This is a genomic window from Kitasatospora sp. NPDC059088 (assembly GCF_042738155.1).
Taxonomy (GTDB): Bacteria; Actinomycetota; Actinomycetes; order Streptomycetales; family Streptomycetaceae; genus Kitasatospora.
In genome coordinates, this window is record NZ_JBHYGR010000054.1 from 1 (window position 1) to 16,873 (window position 16,873).

14 protein-coding genes are annotated in these 16,873 nt (G+C 74.5%); 4 read left to right on the forward strand and 10 right to left on the reverse strand.

Annotated elements, in window-relative coordinates:
• Positions 1-52 precede the first annotated feature (52 nt).
• The 7 genes from ACFWXO_RS23765 to ACFWXO_RS23795 form a co-directional block, all read right to left on the reverse strand.
• On the reverse strand, positions 53-1,075 hold the full coding sequence (locus ACFWXO_RS23765) for an LLM class flavin-dependent oxidoreductase (RefSeq protein ID WP_380525724.1): 1,023 nt from the start codon (positions 1,073-1,075) through the stop codon (positions 53-55).
• A gap of 67 nt (positions 1,076-1,142) precedes the next feature.
• The gene (locus ACFWXO_RS23770) at positions 1,143-2,306 is read right to left on the reverse strand and encodes an NtaA/DmoA family FMN-dependent monooxygenase (protein WP_380525726.1); all 1,164 of its coding nucleotides are present in this window, start codon (positions 2,304-2,306) and stop codon (positions 1,143-1,145) included.
• Positions 2,303-3,988 (reverse strand): dipeptide ABC transporter ATP-binding protein, encoded by a 1,686-nt coding sequence (locus tag ACFWXO_RS23775; protein ID WP_380525728.1) that lies wholly within the window; start codon positions 3,986-3,988, stop codon positions 2,303-2,305. Before ACFWXO_RS23775 ends, ACFWXO_RS23770 begins: the two co-directional genes overlap by 4 nt.
• Positions 3,985-4,803: an ABC transporter permease gene (locus ACFWXO_RS23780; RefSeq protein WP_380525730.1), complete on the reverse strand. Its 819-nt coding sequence runs from the start codon at positions 4,801-4,803 to the stop codon at positions 3,985-3,987. The genes ACFWXO_RS23775 and ACFWXO_RS23780 overlap by 4 nt, the downstream gene beginning before the upstream one ends.
• Before the next feature lie 12 nt (positions 4,804-4,815).
• Positions 4,816-5,793 carry an ABC transporter permease gene (locus tag ACFWXO_RS23785; RefSeq protein ID WP_380525732.1) on the reverse strand — a complete coding sequence of 326 codons (978 nt, stop codon included), beginning with the start codon at positions 5,791-5,793 and terminating at the stop codon, positions 4,816-4,818.
• Entirely contained in the window at positions 5,790-7,520 is a 1,731-nt protein-coding gene (locus ACFWXO_RS23790) for an ABC transporter substrate-binding protein (RefSeq protein ID WP_380525734.1), read from the reverse strand. The genes ACFWXO_RS23785 and ACFWXO_RS23790 overlap by 4 nt, the downstream gene beginning before the upstream one ends.
• Before the next feature lie 85 nt (positions 7,521-7,605).
• Positions 7,606-7,740: a hypothetical protein gene (locus ACFWXO_RS23795; protein WP_375893150.1), complete on the reverse strand. Its 135-nt coding sequence runs from the start codon at positions 7,738-7,740 to the stop codon at positions 7,606-7,608.
• Between the two features lie 263 nt (positions 7,741-8,003).
• On the opposite strand from ACFWXO_RS23795, the gene ACFWXO_RS23800 reads away from it, so the two are divergent.
• The 4 genes from ACFWXO_RS23800 to ACFWXO_RS23815 all read left to right on the forward strand — a co-directional run bounded on the left by ACFWXO_RS23800 (position 8,004) and on the right by ACFWXO_RS23815 (position 13,347).
• Entirely contained in the window at positions 8,004-8,666 is a 663-nt protein-coding gene (locus ACFWXO_RS23800) for a TetR/AcrR family transcriptional regulator C-terminal domain-containing protein (RefSeq protein ID WP_375893149.1), read from the forward strand.
• A 135-nt stretch (positions 8,667-8,801) separates the two neighbouring features.
• Positions 8,802-9,476 carry a cutinase family protein gene (locus ACFWXO_RS23805; RefSeq protein ID WP_380525737.1) on the forward strand — a complete coding sequence of 225 codons (675 nt, stop codon included), beginning with the start codon at positions 8,802-8,804 and terminating at the stop codon, positions 9,474-9,476.
• Positions 9,477-9,740: 264 nt separating this feature from the next.
• Positions 9,741-12,170, forward strand: coding sequence for a penicillin acylase family protein (locus ACFWXO_RS23810; RefSeq protein ID WP_380525739.1), 2,430 nt, complete (start codon positions 9,741-9,743; stop codon positions 12,168-12,170).
• Positions 12,171-12,222: 52 nt separating this feature from the next.
• Complete coding sequence (locus ACFWXO_RS23815) at positions 12,223-13,347, forward strand: alpha/beta hydrolase (RefSeq protein ID WP_380525741.1); 1,125 nt, start codon at positions 12,223-12,225, stop codon at positions 13,345-13,347.
• A 117-nt stretch (positions 13,348-13,464) separates the two neighbouring features.
• On the opposite strand, the gene ACFWXO_RS23820 is transcribed toward ACFWXO_RS23815, so the two are convergent.
• The 3 genes from ACFWXO_RS23820 to ACFWXO_RS23830 form a co-directional block, all read right to left on the reverse strand.
• Positions 13,465-14,526: a BTAD domain-containing putative transcriptional regulator gene (locus ACFWXO_RS23820; protein WP_380525743.1), complete on the reverse strand. Its 1,062-nt coding sequence runs from the start codon at positions 14,524-14,526 to the stop codon at positions 13,465-13,467.
• 130 nt (positions 14,527-14,656) lie between these two features.
• The gene (locus ACFWXO_RS23825; protein ID WP_380525745.1) at positions 14,657-16,018 is read right to left on the reverse strand and encodes a serine/threonine-protein kinase; all 1,362 of its coding nucleotides are present in this window, start codon (positions 16,016-16,018) and stop codon (positions 14,657-14,659) included.
• A gap of 14 nt (positions 16,019-16,032) precedes the next feature.
• Complete coding sequence (locus ACFWXO_RS23830; protein WP_380525747.1) at positions 16,033-16,806, reverse strand: serine/threonine protein kinase; 774 nt, start codon at positions 16,804-16,806, stop codon at positions 16,033-16,035.
• Positions 16,807-16,873: the final 67 nt, after the last annotated feature.

Here is a 16,873-nt window from a genome sequence, read left to right on the forward strand (position 1 = left end):
GTGGGACACCGGCCGGTGTCCCACCCCTGCGGCACGTCCGGCGGTCAGGAGCTCAGGAGGCCAGGCCCGCGAGCTCGGCCAGCCGGGTGTAGGACTCCCGGCGGTCCGCCGGGTCGTAGGTGTTCGCCACCACCATCACCTCGTCCGCGCCCGACTCGGCCACGAAGGCCTTCAACTTCGCCGCCACCGTGTCCGGCCCGCCGACCACCTCCGAGCGCAGGTCGTTCAGCGGCGGGGTGCGCTGCGCGGCCTGCTCGGCCGGGGACGGCCGGTGGCCCAGGGCCTCCTCGACGGACAGCAGCGGCGCGGAGCGGCCCACCGCGTGCTGGGCCAGCGCGAGCCGCCACGGGGTGGCCAGCTCCTCGGCGTGCCGGTCGTCCCGGCCCACCACCACGGTCAGGGTCAGGACGGCCCACGGCCGCGCGCCCTCGCGGGCCGGCCGGAACTGCTCCCGGTAGCGGCGCAGCGCCGTGAAGGCGTTGGCGGGGTCCTGGTAGGCCGCCAGGTACGCGTAGCCCAGGCCCAGCCGGGCCGCGGTGCCCGCCGAGGCGGGGCTGCCGCCGAGCAGGAACACCTCGGGCAGCGGCGCGTCGGTCGGCACGGCCCGGACGGCGGCGAGCTCGTGCCCGTCCGGCAGGGCGGTGTGCCCGCCGAAGGCCAGCAGCTGCGCCAGCTGGCCGTTGAAGACGTCCGGGGCGAGCGAGGAGCGCTGCAGCAGGGCGGCGGTCGGCCCGTGCCCGGTGCCGGTGGAGCGGCCGATGCCGAGGTCGATCCGGCCCGGGTGCAGCGCCTCCAGGGTGCGGAACTGCTCGGCGACGTGCAGCGGCGAGTGGTTGGGCAGCAGCATCCCGCCGGCGCCGATCCGCAGCCGGGTGGTGCGGGCGGCCAGGTGGGCGATGACGATCTCGGGCGCCGAGATGCCCACCGCCGCCTCGGCGTGGTGCTCGGCGACCCAGTACCGGCTGAATCCCAACGCCTCGACGTGCCGGGCGAGTCGGACGGCCTCGTCGAGCAGCTCGGAGGTGCCGGTGCCGGCCCGTCGGGGGCCCTGGTCGAGGACGGAGAACGCGGTCATGCCTGTTTCCTCAGGAGTCGGCCCCCGGTGCGCCGGGGGCGGGTGGACCGGGTCCGGGCGGCGGTGGTCACACGCCGGCCGGGGCGGGGGTCGGGTACGGGTGCGGCAGTCCGTAGTGCTCGCGCAGCGTGCTGCCCCGGTAGGACGAGCGGTAGACGCCGCGCTTCTGCAGGATCGGCACCACCAGGTCGACGAAGGCCGGCAGTCCGTCGGCGAAGACGTCCGGCATCAGGGTGAAGCCGTCCGCGGCGCCCGAGACGAACCACTCCTCGGCGACGTCGGCGACCTGCTCGGGCGTGCCGATCGCCTCGATGTGCGCCCCGCGCCAGGGGGCGTGGCCGGCCAGCTCGTCCAGCCGGCGCAGCCGGGCCAGCGCCTCGCGCCGGCTGTCGGCGACGGTGGTCATCAGCCCGGGCAGGATCTTGACCGACCGGGGGTCGCGGCCGTGCCGTTCGGCCCGGGCCCGGACGTCGGCGGCGTAGGCGTGCGCGACGTCCGGGGTCTTGGCCCCGGAGAACACCACGTCGGCCGTCCGCCCGGCCAGTTCGCGCCCCGGCTCGGAGGCGCCCGCCTGCACCACCAGCGGGTGGCCCTGGGCGGAGGGCGGCAGCGGCAGCGGCCCGCGGACGCTGAAGTGCTCGCCCTGGTGGGAGATCGGCCGCAGCCGCCCCGGGTCGGTGAACCGCCCGGTGCGCACGTCCGCGACCAGTGCCTCCGGCTCCCAGCTGCGCCACAGCGCCTTGACGATGTCCACGAACTCCTCGGCGCGCGCGTACCGGTCGGTGCGCGGGGCCAGGCCGCTGCCGCCGAAGTTGGCCGCCACCTGGGGGATGTAGGTGGTGACGGCGTTCCAGCCGGCCCGCCCGCCGCTGAGCACGTCCAGCGACTTGAACCGGCGGGCGATGTTGTAGGGCTCGTTGGAGGTGGTGGAGGCGGTGGCGATCAGTCCGATCCGGGAGGTGGCGGCGGCGATCGCGGTGAGGATCAGCGTCGGCTCGTGGTAGTACGCGCCGTGCGGGCTGGTCTGGATGTCGGCGAAGACCCCGGGGGTGTCGGAGAGGAAGACCGCGTCCATCAGCCCGCGTTCGGCGGTCCGGGCGGCGTCCACCCAGGTCTCCACCCGGGCGAAGCCGTACGGGTCGGAGCCGGGTTCGCGCCAGGCGGCGGGGTGCACGCCCATGGCGCCGCCGACCATGTGCAGGTTGAGGTGGAGCTCGCGTTCGGTGCTCATCGGGCCTTCCCGGGGTTCGGGCCGTCCAGGTGGGGGACGGCGTCCAGCAGTTGGCGGGTGTAGGGGTGGCGCGGCGCGGTCAGGACCTCGGCGACGTCCCCGGACTCGACGACCTCGCCGTCCTTCATCACCAGCACCTCGTCGGCGACGTGGCGCACCACGCCGAGGTCGTGCGAGACGAACACGTAGGCCACGCCGAGTTCGGCCCGCAGCTCGGCCAGCAGGTCCAGGACCTGGGCCTGGACGGAGACGTCCAGCGCCGCCACCGGCTCGTCGAGCACGACGATCCGCGGGCGCGGTGCCAGCGCCCGGGCGATCGCGACCCGTTGGCGCTGTCCGCCGGACAGTTCGCGCGGACGGCGGTGCAGCAGTTCCGGGCCCAGCCCGACCTGGGCCATCAGCTCGGCGACCCGGCCGGCCCGGGCCCGCCGGGGCACCCCGGTGGCGGCCAGCGGCTCGGCGATGATCCGGGCGACGGGGTAGCGCGGGTCGAAGCTGCTGAGCGGGTCCTGGTGGACGACCTGGATCCGCCGGTGCAGGGCGCGCCGCCGGGCGCCGCGCAGGCCCTGCCAGGACTGCCCGTCCACCTCGACGCTCCCGGTGTCCGGCGCGGCCAGGCCCAGCAGCAGGCGCCCGGTGGTGCTCTTGCCGGAGCCGGACTCGCCGACGATGCCGAGCGTGCGGCCCTCCCGCAGGGTCAGCGAGACGTCCCGGACGGCGGCCACCGGGGCGTGCCCCGGGACGGCGAAGGACTTGCCGAGGCCCTCGGCGCGCAGCACCACCCGCTTCCCGGTGCGCGGCCGGGGCAGTTCGGCGCCCGCCCGCGGCCCGGACAGCCGGGTGCCGCGCGCCCCCGGCCGGGGCACGGCCGCGAGCAGCTGCCGGGTGTACGGGTGCCGGGGCTCGGCCAGCACCTCGGCGGTGGGGCCGTGTTCGACCACCTCGCCGTCCTTCATCACCAGCACCCGGTCGGCGACCCGCGCCACCACCGCCAGGTCGTGGCTGATCAGCAGCAGCGCCCGGCCGGCCCGGCGCCGCTCGGCGAGCAGTTCCAGGATCTGCGCCTGGACGGTGACGTCCAGGGCGGTGGTGGGCTCGTCGGCGATCAGCAGCGCCGGGTCGGCGGCGAGCGCGGAGGCGATCAGGGCGCGCTGGCGCAGCCCGCCGGACAGCTGGTGCGGGAACTGCCGGGCCCGCAGCCGCGGTTCGGGCACCCCCGCCTCGGCGAGCAGGGCCAGGACCCGCGCGGGCACCTCGGCGCGCGGCACGGTGCGGTGGGCGCGCAGCGCCTCGGCGATCTCGTCGCCGACCCGGCGCAGCGGGTCGAGCGAGACCAGCGCGTCCTGGAGCACGAAGCCGATCCGGCGTCCGCGCAGCGGCCGCCACTGCCGGTCGGTCAGCGCGCCCGCGTCGCGCCCGTCGATCCGGAACAGCTCGGCGGTGGTGCGCGCCCCCGGCCCGGTCAGCCCGACCAGGGCGCGCGCGGTGACGCTCTTGCCGGAGCCGGACTCGCCGACCAGGGCGACGCTCTCGCCGGCGCCGACGGTCAGCGACAGGCCGCGTACGGCGGTGACCGGGCCGCGCCGGCCGGGGAAGGCGACCTGGAGGCCGCGCACCTCGACCACCGGCGGCGCGGGCTCGGTCCGCGGGTGCGCGGGCTCGGACCGGGTCTCGGTGCTCATCGCGCCACCCGCCCCTCGGCCCGGTCCTGGAGCCACTGCCCGACGGCCGAGACGGCCAGCACCGTGAGGGTGATCGCCGCCCCGGGGAAGACCGCCGTCCACCAGGCGACCTGGACGTAGTCGCCGCTGCCCGCGAGCATCGCGCCCCACTCGGCGGTGGGCGGCTGCGGGCCCAGCCCGAGGAAGCTGAGCGCCGAGCCGGTGACGATCATGCCGCCGACGCCGACGGTGGCCAGCGCCAGCAGCGGCCCGACGGCGTTCGGCACGACGTGCCGCAGGACCACCTGGAGCCGCGACCAGCCGAGCACGGTGGCCGCCTCGACGTAGCCGGTGCCGCGCACCCGCAGCACCTCGGCGCGCACCAGCCGGGCGTACCCGGGCAGGGTGACCAGGGCGAGCCCGGCCACCAGGTTCCCGGTGCCGGTGCCCAGCACCGCGACGACCAGCAGCACCAGCAGCACGCCCGGGACGGACAGCAGCACGTCCAGCAGCCGGCCGGCGATCCGGTCGACGGCCCGTCCGCCCTGGGCGGCCAGCACGCCCACCAGGGTGCCGGCCGCCAGCGCCAGGGCGGAGGCGGCCAGGCCGATCAGCAGCGAGGGCCGGGCGCCGTGCACGACGCGGGAGTAGACGTCGCGTCCGTTCTCGTCGGTGCCCATCCAGTGCGCGGACCCGGGCGGCAGCAGGGTGTCGGCGGGGTTGGCGGCGTCCGGCCCGGCGCCGCCGAACAGGCCCGGCGCGAGCGCGGCCAGCAGCAGGAGGACGCAGACCGCGAGCCCCAGCGCGACGCCGGGGCGGATGCGGGGGATGACCACGGGGTTTCCTCCTCAGCTCTCGCTGGTGCGCAGCCGCGGGTCGACCAGCCGGTAGGACAGGTCGACGGCGGTGTTGACGACGGTGTAGACCAGCCCCGCGACCAGCACGATGCCGATGACCAGCGGCAGGTCCTTGTTGCGGACGGCGGTGACGGCGAGCGTGCCCAGCCCCTGCCGGGAGAAGACCGACTCGACCACCACCGCGCCGCCGATCAGCGAGCCGGTCAGCCAGCCGACCAGGGTGGTGACCGGCAGCAGGCCGTGCCGCAGCGCGTGCCGCAGCCGGACGGCGGCCTCGCCGAGGCCCCGGGCCCGGGCGGTGGTGACGAAGGGTTCGTCCAGGGTCTGTTCCAGGCCGCGGCGCAGCACCCGGGTGATCACGGCGGCGGGCCCGGCGGCCAGTGCCAGGGCGGGCAGCACGAGCCCGTCCAGCCCCGGCGCGCCCAGCGCGGGGAACCAGCGCAGCCGGAAGGAGAACAGGGCGAGCAGCAGGGTGCCGAGCCAGAACGCGGGCACGGCCACGCCCAGGCCCTCCAGCAGGGCGACGGGGGTGCGCACCCAGCGCGGCCGGCCGGCGGTCAGCAGGGCCGCCGGGACGGCCAGCGCGACGGTCACCAGCACGGTGGCGCCCAGCAGTTGGAGGGTCGGGCCGAGTTGCTGGCCGATCGCGGTGCGCACCGGCAGGTGGAGTACGTAGGAGTCGCCGAGGTCGCCGCGCAGCACATGGCCGAGGAAGGTCAGGTACTGCACCGGCAGCGGCCGGTCGAGCCCGTACTCCCGGGTGATCTCCTCGCGCAGCCCGTCGCCGGTGCCGCGCAGGCCGGTGAGCAGGTCGACCGGGTCGCCGGAGGTGAGGTGCAGGGCGAGGAAGGCGAGCGTCACCGCGCCCCAGAGCACCAGGACGGCGCTGCCGAGTCGGCGCAGGGCTGCGCCGCCGAGGCGGTTCAGCGCGGCGCCGCCGGGGCGGCGGTCCGCCACGGCGCCGGTCACCGGGCGAGCCAGGCGTCGGCGAAGTTCGGGAAGCTCTGCTGCTCGAAGACGACGCCCCGCACCCGGGCGGAGGTGCCCAGCACGTAGGCGTTGCTGAACACCGGCAGGATCGCCGCGTCCTGGCTCACCTTCTGCTGAACGGCGGCGTAGAGGGTCTTCTGCCGCTGCACGTCGGTGGTCGCGAGCGCGTCGGCGAGCTGGGCGTCGACCTGGTCGTCGTGGTAGCGGGCGGCGTTGTTGTCGATCTTGGCGGTGGGGATGTGGGCGCTGCCGAAGACCAGCCGCAGCGCGTCCGGGGAGGAGTTGTTGGCGCTGCTGTTGAGCAGGTCGTAGTCCCCGGCCAGGACGCGCTTGACGTAGGTGCCGGTGTCCAGGTTCTGGTTGCGGATCTCGATCCCGAGGTCCTTCGCGGCGGCCTGGATCTGGGTGGCCAGGGCGGTGTACTGGCCGAAGTACTCGCCGATGTACAGGAAGTCCAGGCTCAGCCGCTTCCCGTCCCTGGTGCGGTAGCCCTCGCCGTCGCGCGCCGTCCAGCCGGCCTCGTCCAGCAGCTTCCCGGCGGCCGCCGCGTCGTACCGGTACTGGTCGGCGACGCCCGCCGCGTACTGGGGGGTGGACGGGGAGAGCGGTCCGGTGGCGGCCGGGAAGACGCCGAAGTAGAGCTTCTGGACGATCAGGTGCCAGTCGATGCCGTTGCGCAGCGCCCGGCGCAGCCGGACGTCGGCGAGCGGGCCCTTCTCGGTGTTGGGGTTCAGGCTCCACGGCACGCCGGGGGAGACGGCGCTCTGCACGGTGAACTTCGGGTCGGCCTTGAGCCTGGCGACGTTGACCGGGGCGATCGCGGCGGCGGCGTCGGCCTGACCGCTGGTCAGCGCGCCCTGGCGGGAGGAGCTGTCGGGGACGATCCGTACGGTGAGCCGGTCCAGGTGGGCGGCGCCCCGGTTGGCGGCGCCCTCGGGGGCCCAGGCGTAGTCGGCGCGGCGCTGGTAGGTGATGCCCTGCTGCGGGGTGAACCCCTCGGCGCTGGTGAAGGGGCCGGTGCCGACGATCTTCGAGCAGAGCGCCTTGGGGTCGCCGGCCAGGGTGGCGGGCGACTCGATGCCGAGGCTCGGGGAGGCCAGGCCGGTGAGGAACGAGGAGGCGGGCGCGGCGAGGGTGACCTCCACGGTCTGCGGGTCGACCACCCTGGCCGAGCGGTAGTTCTCGATCAGCTGGGCGGCGCCGGCGGACTTGGTGGCGGGGGCGACCACGTGGTCCAGGTTGGCCTTCACGGCGGCGGCGTCGAAGGCGGTGCCGTCGCTGAAGGTGACGCCGGTGCGCAGGGTGAAGGTGTAGGTCTTCTGGTCCTCGGAGATCTTCCAGGACTTCGCCAGCCAGGGCTGGACGGTGCCGCTGTCGTCCTGCCACACCAGGGAGTCCAGCGCGGCCCGGGAGAACAGGGCGTCGGCCTGGCCCTGGTGCGGGTCGAGGCAGGTCGGGCCGTAGGGGACGGCGAGGGTGAGGGTGCCGCCGGCCACCGGCCGGTCGCCGCCGGCGGCGTCGGCGCCGCCCGGTGTGGTCGCGGAGCCGGCGCAGGCGGCGGTCAGCGGGAGCACGGTGAGGGCGGCGACGAGGCCGAGTCTGGAGCGGAACCCCCTGCTGTGCACGGCGGTTCGGTGCCGGGTCGCGGTCCTGGCGGCGGCGGCGGGGGCGGCGGCGGGGGCGAGGGTGTCGGGGTGCGGTCGCATGGCGGGGCTTCTCTCCGAGGCGCGGACGGCGGCGGGGCCGCCGGGGACGGGTCGGGGTCGCCGCGAGGGCCGTCGCGCCGGCCGGTCAGTGGCTGCCGGGCCGCGCGGGGGCACAACGCGGCCGGGTACAGAGCGCGCTGTCGGTACGGGAGAGGTCGATCGCCCGGCGGGTGGCGGCGAGCAGCGGGCGCATGCCCGGCAGGCCACGCGTGGCGGACACCCCGTACTCCTAGGAGACCGGCTCCGGAACCGGAGCGCCGATGAATGGTCAGTTCTCGCCCAGGGACTGGCGCGAAACGATTCCCACTGACCCGGGTAGTTAATCAGACTGAACTAGGTTGTTCAATTGCCGTCCGCTCCATGGGAGGTGGAACCCGAGATGGCACCCGCCCCAGCAAGGCCCCTGGTGCGCAGCCTCCCCTGAAACTGAACTCATGAGTTCAGATCCGATTTAGCAAGCACCTGTGCGCTACTGTGAGGAACGTGAACGAACGTGAACTCCCGGGTACGGGCCGTGGCCGGATCGACAAGCGCAGCGCCATCCTGGACGCCGCGGTCAAGGTGTTCACGCGCGAGGGCTACGCCCAGGCGGGCATCGACGCCATCGCCGCGGCGGCCGGAGTGGCCAAGCCGACGCTCTACAACCACTTCGGGGACAAGGAGAACCTCTTCCGGGTGGTGATGCGGGACGGCGCCGAACGCACCGCCAACCGCATCGTCGCCGCCCTCGCCAGCCTCCCCGACGACGGACAGGACCTCGCGGCCGAACTGGAACGGGTGGCCCACCGCGTGGTCGAGTGCCAGCTCAGCGACGAGGGCTGGGCCCTGCAACGGCTGCTCTACGCCGAGGCCTCCCGGCTGCCCGACCTCTACGACCAGGTCGTGGCCCGCGGCTCCCAGCCCGTCCAGGACGTCCTGGCCGGCCGCCTCTCCAGCCTGGCCAACCGCGGCCACCTGGACCTCGACGACCCGGCCGTGGCGGCGGCCCAGTTCATCGCCCTGGTCTCCGGCAACCTCCCCGGCCTCTCCGCCCTCGGCACCCGGCCCGTCGCCCCCGCCGACCTCGCCACCGCCGTCCGCACCGGCGTCGACACCTTCCTGCGCGCCTTCGGCACCCCGCGCCGCCGTCCGGCCCGCCGCTCCTGACCGGCGGCGGCGCCCCCCGGACGATCGGCTTCATCGCCCTGTCATCGCCCGCTGCGATGGTCCTCCGGTGACCTGGGCCCACCACGCACCGCAACGGAGCGGGCGGGCGGGCCGACCTCGTGGGGAGGAAACGCCATGCAAGCACGAAAGATCGCCGCCGCGTCCGCCGGGCTCCTGCTGACGGTGGGGCTGACGGCGGCCCAAGGCGCCACGGCACAGGCGGCGACCACGCGCGTGGCCGCCCCGTGCGAGGGCACCTACACGATCGTCGTCGGGGGCACCGGCAGCTCCTGGAACAACGACGGCTTCTACGGCAACATCCAGCAGCACGTCGGCTACCCGACGCAGATCCCCAACGGGGCGAGCACCCGGGCGGGCGTCAGCGAGCTGAACCGGCTGGTCCGCGACCAGCGCGCGGCCTGTCCCGACCAGCACGTCAAGATGGCCGGGTACTCGCTGGGCGCCGGCGTGGTGCACGTGTGGGTGACCGAGAACTGGCAGACCTTCGGCAACGTCAACGCCATCCTGGTCGCCGACCCCAAGCGCCAGGGCCCGCCCGGGGCCAACGGCGGGGCCGTGCCGTTCGGCGGCATCATCGGCGCCCCGCTGGCGGGGGCCGACCGGTTCTTCGGCAACGTGCCGGTCAAGACGATCTGCCACTGGGACTACGTCTGCGACGAGTCCGCCGGCATCTGGACCTACCCGAACAACCACGTCAAGAACTACCCCGAAGACTTCAACATGGACCACCACAACGACGGCGCCAACGAGCAGTGGTACAACGGCGCCTGGTACCCGGCGAGCTGGTAGCCGCCCGTAGTCACCCGTAGCCGCCGGGCCCGCAACCGGCCCCCTCACCACCTGTCAGTGCCCGGGCGCCGCCCGGCCGCCGGCAGGTGGTGAGTCGTCTGCGGGGGGCGGTGGCGGGGGCCTGCGTCATCGGTCTGTCATCGCCCCTCCCTAGCGTGGCCGCGTACGGACAAAACCCTCGGATGACAGGGAAGGGACGGCCCGATGGCGCGGAGGGGACTCACAGCGAGGCTGCCGGTGGCGGTCTTGGCCGCGGTGGCACTGATGGGCACGACGGTGGCCGCCGGAGCACCGGCCGCCGGACCGGCGGCCACCGCCGGCGCACCGGACAAACCGACGATCCGCTACACCGAGTACGGCATCCCGCACATCATCGCCGCCGACCTGGCCGGGCTGGGGGAGGGCTACGGGTACGCCGCCGCCAAGGACAACATCTGCACCCTGGCCGACACCTACCTGATGGTCAACGCCCAGCGCTCCCGCTACCTGGGCCCGGACGGCAAGGCCAGCCCCGGCCAGAACCAGAACGTCACCACCAACCTCAACAGCGACCTCTACTTCCAGCGGATCAACGACAACCGGGTGGTGGAGGGGCTGATCGACCAGCCCGCGCCCAGGGGCCCGGAGCCGGAGGTCAAGGAGGCCATCCGCGGCTACGTCCAGGGCTACAACCGGTACCTGGCCGAGACCGGGGTCGGCAACATCACCGACCCGGCCTGCCGCGGCGCCGCCTGGGTGCGGCCGATCACCGAACTGGACGTCTACCGGCACGCCCATGCCGAGATCATCATGGGCAGCGCCGACCCGCTGGTGGACGGCGAGGTCAACGCCGCACCCCCGGGCGCCTCGGTCGCCGCCCAGCCCGGTGCCGCCCAGCCGGCCGCAGCCGCGCCGCAGCTCTCGCCGGAGGAGACCGGCAACCGGATCCGCGAGGCGATGGCCGCCGCCCGGCAGCAGGGCAGCATGGGCAGCAACGCCCTGGCGGTGGGCGCCCAGGGGGTGTCCGGGGGCACCAGCATGCTGCTGGCCAACCCGCACTTCCCCTGGCAGGGCAAGAACCGGATGTGGCAGGCCCAACTGACCATCCCGGGCCGCTTCAACGTCTCCGGGGCCAGCCTGCTCGGCCTGCCCGCCGTGAACATCGGGCACAACGACGACGTCGCCTGGAGCCACACCGTCGCCACGGTCGCCCCGTTCGGCCTGTTCGACGTCCAGGTGGACCCGCTGCACCCCACCAACTACCTGGTGGACGGCGTCTGGACGCCGATGACCTCGCAGCAGGTCGGGGTCGACGTGCTGAACCCGGACGGCTCGGTGGGCCGGGTCACCAGGACCCTCTGGGCCACCCGCTACGGCCCGATCACCACCTCGGTCCAGGGCATCCCGCTGCCCTGGGTCGTGAGCGCGCACGCGGTGCGGGACGCCAACATGGACAACCTGCGGGCGCTGAACACCTGGTTCCACCTCGACCAGGCCAAGGACGTCAACGAGGTGGTGAACGTCCTGGAGACCACCGAGGGCGTCCCCTTCTTCAACACCGTCGCCTCGGACCGCAAGGGCAACGCGCTCTACGCGGACATCCAGGCCACCCCGAACATCACCGACGCCCACGCGCAGTCCTGCCTCACCCTGACCGGCCAGATCCTGTTCAACCAGTCGCTGCGGCAGCCCAACGTGCCACCGGTGTCGATCTTCGACGGCAAACGCAGCGAGTGCGACTGGCCGAACGACCCGAACGCCGTCGCGCCGGGGCTGATGGACCCGCACCGGCAACCGCGGCTGATCCGCTCCGACTTCGTGGGCAACGCCAACGACAGCGCCTGGCTGGCCAACCCCGAGCAGCCGCTGTCCTTCCCCCGGGTGATGGGCGACAGCGCGGCGCCCCGGACGCTGCGCACCCAGCAGCTGATCCTCACCGCCCAGAACCGGATCAACGGCACCGACGGCCTGCCGGGCCGGGGCTTCACCCCGGAGACCATGCGGCAACTGCTGTTCTCCGACCACAGCAGGGCGGCCGACCTGGCCCTCAACGCCACCGTGAGCGCCTGCCAGGGCGCGCCGTTCGGGCTCGTGCTGGTGGACGGCAACCTGGTCAACATCAGCGAGGCGTGTCCGATCCTGGCCGCCTGGAACCACGACTTCACGCCGGACAGCCGGGGTTCCTGGCTGTTCGAGAACGTCTGGTTCCTCCTGGGCGGCGGGCAGGCGATCGAGAAGCTGCCCTGGCGGGTGCCCTTCGACCCCAAGGACCCGGTGCACACGCCCAATTCGCTGGACGCCGGCAACGACGTCGTCCGCAACTCGGTCGCCCGGGCCGTGCTCTCCCTGCGCAACGCCGGCATCGCGCTGGACGCGCGGCTGTCGGACGTCCAGAAGGTCACCCGCAACGGCGAGCAGATCCCGGTCCCCGGCGCGATCCACGAAACGGGCGTGCTGAACGTGGTCACGCCCGGCACGGTCGACGGCAAGTTCGACATCACCTTCGGTTCCAGCTTCATCCAGGAGACCCGGTTCACCGCCGACGGGCCGCCGCAGGCCTCCTCGGTGCTGGCCTACTCCCAGTCCGCCAACCCGAACTCGCCGCACTACGCCGACCAGACCAAGCTGTTCTCGACCGGCCAGTGGGCGCCCGAGCGCTACACCGAGGAGCAGATCGCGGCCTCACCGGCCCTGGAGGTCAAGGTCCTTGACTGAGCCCCCGGCCGAGACCGCGCCGCACCCGACCACACCCACGAGGGGGACCACCATGACGAGGACACCGCACCGCCGGCGAAGGCTGGTGGCCCTGCTGGCCGCCGTCGCCGGCATCCTCGGGACGGCCACCACGGCCGCCCCGGCCGCTCCTGCCCAGGCCACCGCTCCGGCCCGGGCCACCGCCGCCGTCGGCACCGGGCTACCGCCGCGGATGACGGACGGGTACGGCCTGACCCAGGTCGACACGAGCGTGGGCGGCCCCACCAACTTCTACCTCACCGTCACCACCCCCGAGGTCACCGGCAAGCACCACATCAAGATCATCCTGCCGAGCGGCTACGGCGACGACCCGACCCGGCGCTACCCGGTGCTGTACTTCCTGCACGGTTCGCCCGACGACCCGATCCAGCAGAACTACCCGGCCCTGACCACGTCCAACGCGATGATCACCGTCATCCCGGACGGCGGCGCCCGCGGCTGGTACGCGAACTGGCTCAACCAGAACACCCAGCTCGGCGCCCAGAACTGGGAGAACTTCCACCTCAACCAGGTGATCCCGTTCATCGACGCCAACCTGCGCACCGTCGCCACCAAGAAGGGCCGCGCCGTCGCCGGGGTCTCCATGGGCGGGTTCGGCGCCCTCCACTACGCCCAGGACCGCCCCGACCTGTTCAGCCAGACCGCGTCCCTGTCCGGGGACATCGACCTGTCGGCCGACTCCATGGACCTGCGACTGGCCGTCGTCGCCTCCCTCATCGACGCCCAGGGCGCGCTCTGCGGCTCGGCCACCGGGTCCTGCGGTGACCCGAACAACGACCCCTACAAGCCGGGCGTGGACAGCGACGCCCTGTTCGGCACCCCCTACCCGGTGTTCAACGCGGACTGGCGGTGGAACGCGGCCGACCCCTCCCAGCACATGGACCGGCTCGCCGGCGTCGGGGTCTCCATCTACGTCGGCAACGGACACGGCTCGCCCACCGACCTGGAGTTCTGGCTCGAAGGCGCGTCCAAGCACGTCAAGGAGCACATGGACGCCCTGGGCATGCCCTACTACTACGTCGACTACGGCGACGGCTCCGCCTGGGGGAGCCAGTGCAACGGCGGCCACAACGCCTACTGCTGGGAACAGGACCTCCGGGACCTGATCCCCCGGCTGGAGCGGGCCTTCGCCTCCTGACCCTTCCTGAGCCTTCCTGAGCCTTCCTGACCGTGCCGGCCGTGCCGGGTGGTGCGGCTACGGGCCCCACCGGGAACCTCCCCGGTGGGGCCTCGCCGTACCGTTCGCCGGGCGGGCTCAGGCCCCGCGCAGGATCAGCCGCTGCGTCCGCCGCAGCACGGGGCTCGGCGGGACCCCCAGCTCGTCGGCGAGCCTGCGGCGGGTGCGGTCGAACACGGCCAGCGCGTCCGCCTGGCGTCCGCCGCGGAACAGCGCACCCATCAGCATCGCCGCCACCGGCTCGTTCAGCGGGTGCTCCCCGGACAGCGCCATCAGCTCCGCGATCGCCCCGGCGTACTGCCCCAGCCGGAGCCGCCACTCCGAACGCCGCTGGGCGACGGTGATCCGACGCTCGGTCAGCCGCAGCCGCTCCAGTTCGGCGAGCGGGCCCGGCAGCCCGGCCAGCGGCTCCCCGCGGAACAGGTCCAGCGCCCGGGAACAGAGCCGGACCGCCTCCGACAGGTCGCCCGCCCGGTGGGCCGCCCCGGCGGCGGTGACCAGCTCCTCCATCCGGGCCAGGTCCACCTCGGTCGCCCCGGCGACCAGGCGGTAGCCGTACCGGTCGTGCTCGATCACCGAGCCCGGACAGTCCCCGAGGCGCAGGGCCTTGCGCAGCCGGTACACATGGACCGGCACCACATTGGTGACCGGCGGCTCCGACCCCCACACGCCGTCCAGCAGCTCCTGCTGGCTGACGGTCCGTCCCCGGTGCAGCGCCAGCGCCGCCAGCACGGCCTGCTGACGCAGGTGCCCCAGGTCCAGGTCCCTCCCGCCGTGCTGCGCCCGGAGCGGGCCGAGCACCGAGATCCGCACCTTCGCGGCGGCCGTCCGGACCGTGGCGCCGTTGGGCACCGACGCCGACCCGGGTGCCGAAGCCGAAGCCGACCCCGGCGTACGGGGGCCGCGGCCGGGCGCCACCAGTCCGCAGTCGAAGGCGTGCACGATGGCGGCGGCCCGGTCGCGCAGCCCGAGCTTCCCGAGGACCCGCGCCAGGGCTCCGGCCACCGCCTCCTCGGTGACGGCGAGGGCGGCCGCGATCTCGTCGTCTCTCAGACCGCAGCCGACCGCCCGGAGCACCGCGCGCTCCTGGTCCCCGAGTTCGGCGCTGCTCGGCCGGGTGGTGGTGGCGGTCGTCGACATCGCTGCTCCCTGCACTCCGCGCCGCCCGGTCCGGCCGGCGCCGTCGACAAGGTAGTGGCGGCCCCGCCGGGCCCGGAATCCGGAACGATCCGGAGTGGCACGCGGGACGCCCCCCGGTGCGCCGCGGCGCTCAGGGGCAGTCGACGAGGGCCGGGCGGTCCTTGGTGCGGACGGCCGGGAGCCAGGCGGCGGCGGTGTCGGGGAGGTGGACCCGGTACCAGAGGGTGGAGGTGCGGTCCTCCTCGTCCACGATGGGCAGGCCGGTGGTGAGCCGGCAGTCGGCGTCGAGGGTGTCGCCGTGCCAGACCCGGGTGGGCACCACGTTGTCGGCCGTGTACGGGCGGTGCGGGTCGACGGCCAGGCCCAGGCTGCACGCGGGGTCGCGGTCGGCGCGGTCCTGGCAGCTGCGCTCGGCGTTGAAGACCCGGATCCGGCCGGGGTGCCCGGGCGACTCGGCGCGCGGCCAGAGCGCCGCGGCGGAACCGGCGGCCGTCGCGGCGGCGACCAGCGCGAGCAGGGCCAGGCGCAGCCGCGGGCGGCTGCGGCGGCGCGGCCGCCGTCCGGACCGGTGGTCACGGATCCGGGCCAGCAGGCTCTCCGCGGTGTGCGGGGCGCGGGCGGCGTGGCTCGGGGCGAGGCAGTCGGCGGCCAGCTCGCGCCAGAACGGCGGGACGTCGGAGGCCAGGCGCAGCGCGGCGCGGCCCTCGGCGTACTGCTGGGCGGCGGCGCTGCGCGCGGTCGGGGTGGCGCCGGGGAAGGGCGGGACGCCCGCGGCGAACACCTCGTGGATCACGATGCCCAGCGCCCAGATGTCGGCGGTGGTCCGGATCTTGACGCCCTGCTCGCCGAGCGGCTCCTTCCACCGCTCCGGCGGGAGGTAGTCGGGGGTGCCCATCGGGGCGCAGTGGCCGTGGGTGCCGGTGAGTTCGATGGCGAGGCCGAAGTCGGAGAGGCGGACCTCGCCGTCCCGGCCGATCAGGACGTTCTCGGGCTTGAGGTCGGTGTGCACCCAGCCGGAGCGGTGCAGGTGGGCCAGGCCCTCGCAGATGCCGGCCACGATCCGGCCGCCCCGGTCCTCGTCGACGCCGGTGGCGAGCAGTTCGCGCAGGGTGCACCGGGCGCGCTCCATGACCAGGACGATCGCGCCGTCCAGCGCGGGGTGGTCGGGGGCGGCCAGGGTGAGGGTGTCGAGCAGCGGGACCAGCCGGGGGTGCGGCGCCGTCCGGGCCAACTCGACCTCGCGGCGGGCGGCTTCGGCGACGCTGCGGGCCTGGCGGGGGGCGAGCCCGGCGGTCGGCAGCACCTTGAGTGCGACCGTGCCGTCCGCGTCCCCTCCGTCCCCTCCCTCGGTGCCGCCCGTCCCGCTCCGGCGCGCGGCGTAGACGGTCGCCCAGCCGCCCTCGCCGATGAGCCCCGTCACGGTCCACTCGCCGACCCGGTGGCCGGGTGGCAGCAGGTCCTCGCCGTCCCCGTAGAAGGCCGGATCGTGCATACTCGCTGCCCTCCCTACCGTTCCCTACCGTCCGGGCCCGGCGTCTCGGGGCGCGGCAGCAGCGCGAGGTGCTCCTCGCGGACGATGCCGAACTTCAACGCCAGCCCGACGACGGCCTCGCGCTTGCCGCTGCGGCGGTCCGGGCGCCCCGCGCCGTCGGGCAGCTCGACGCGGAGCTTCTCGTCGGCGAGGTAGTCGAGGTGGGAGCTGACCGCACGCGCGGTCAGCCGGGCGCAGGCGGGGTGGCTGCGCAGCCGCGCGACCACCTGGGGGGTGGTGGGCACGGCGGCGGGGGAGAGGTCGCGCAGCCACGGCTCGCAGAGCGCGACCAGCACCAGGAAGTAGGTGGCCGTCTCGTCCAGCGAGTACGCCGTCATGGTGCGGCTCTCCCAGGAGCCGCCGCGGGCGTGCGGGTCGAGGTAGACGTGGTCGGGCGCGAACACCTGGAAGGACAGCGGGGTTTCGCGCCGCGAGGGCAGCACCACCCGGGCGAACTCGAAGGGGATCGGCGCGCCGATCCGGCGCGGCGGCACCCGGAGGTACTCGCCGGCGCCCTCCGGGTTCTCCACCAGGTAGGCGTGGGTGTTGCTGAGGTTGCTCAACTGCCAGTGGTCGTCCGTCGCGTGGATCTCCCCGGCCAGCCGGGACACCGACTCGTCGCCGAGCCGGAGCTCCACCGGCGTACCGGCCGAGCCCCGCCCGAAGCGCGCCCGCTCCCCGGGCCCGAGCCGCAGCGTCACCGCTTCGTCGCCGTTCCCCTCCGGCAGGTGGACGAGAATCCCACTCACCGTTCCCCCGTCCCGCGCACTGCTGTCCTGTGCCGCACCCCGACCGTTGCCCTGACGGACGGAACGT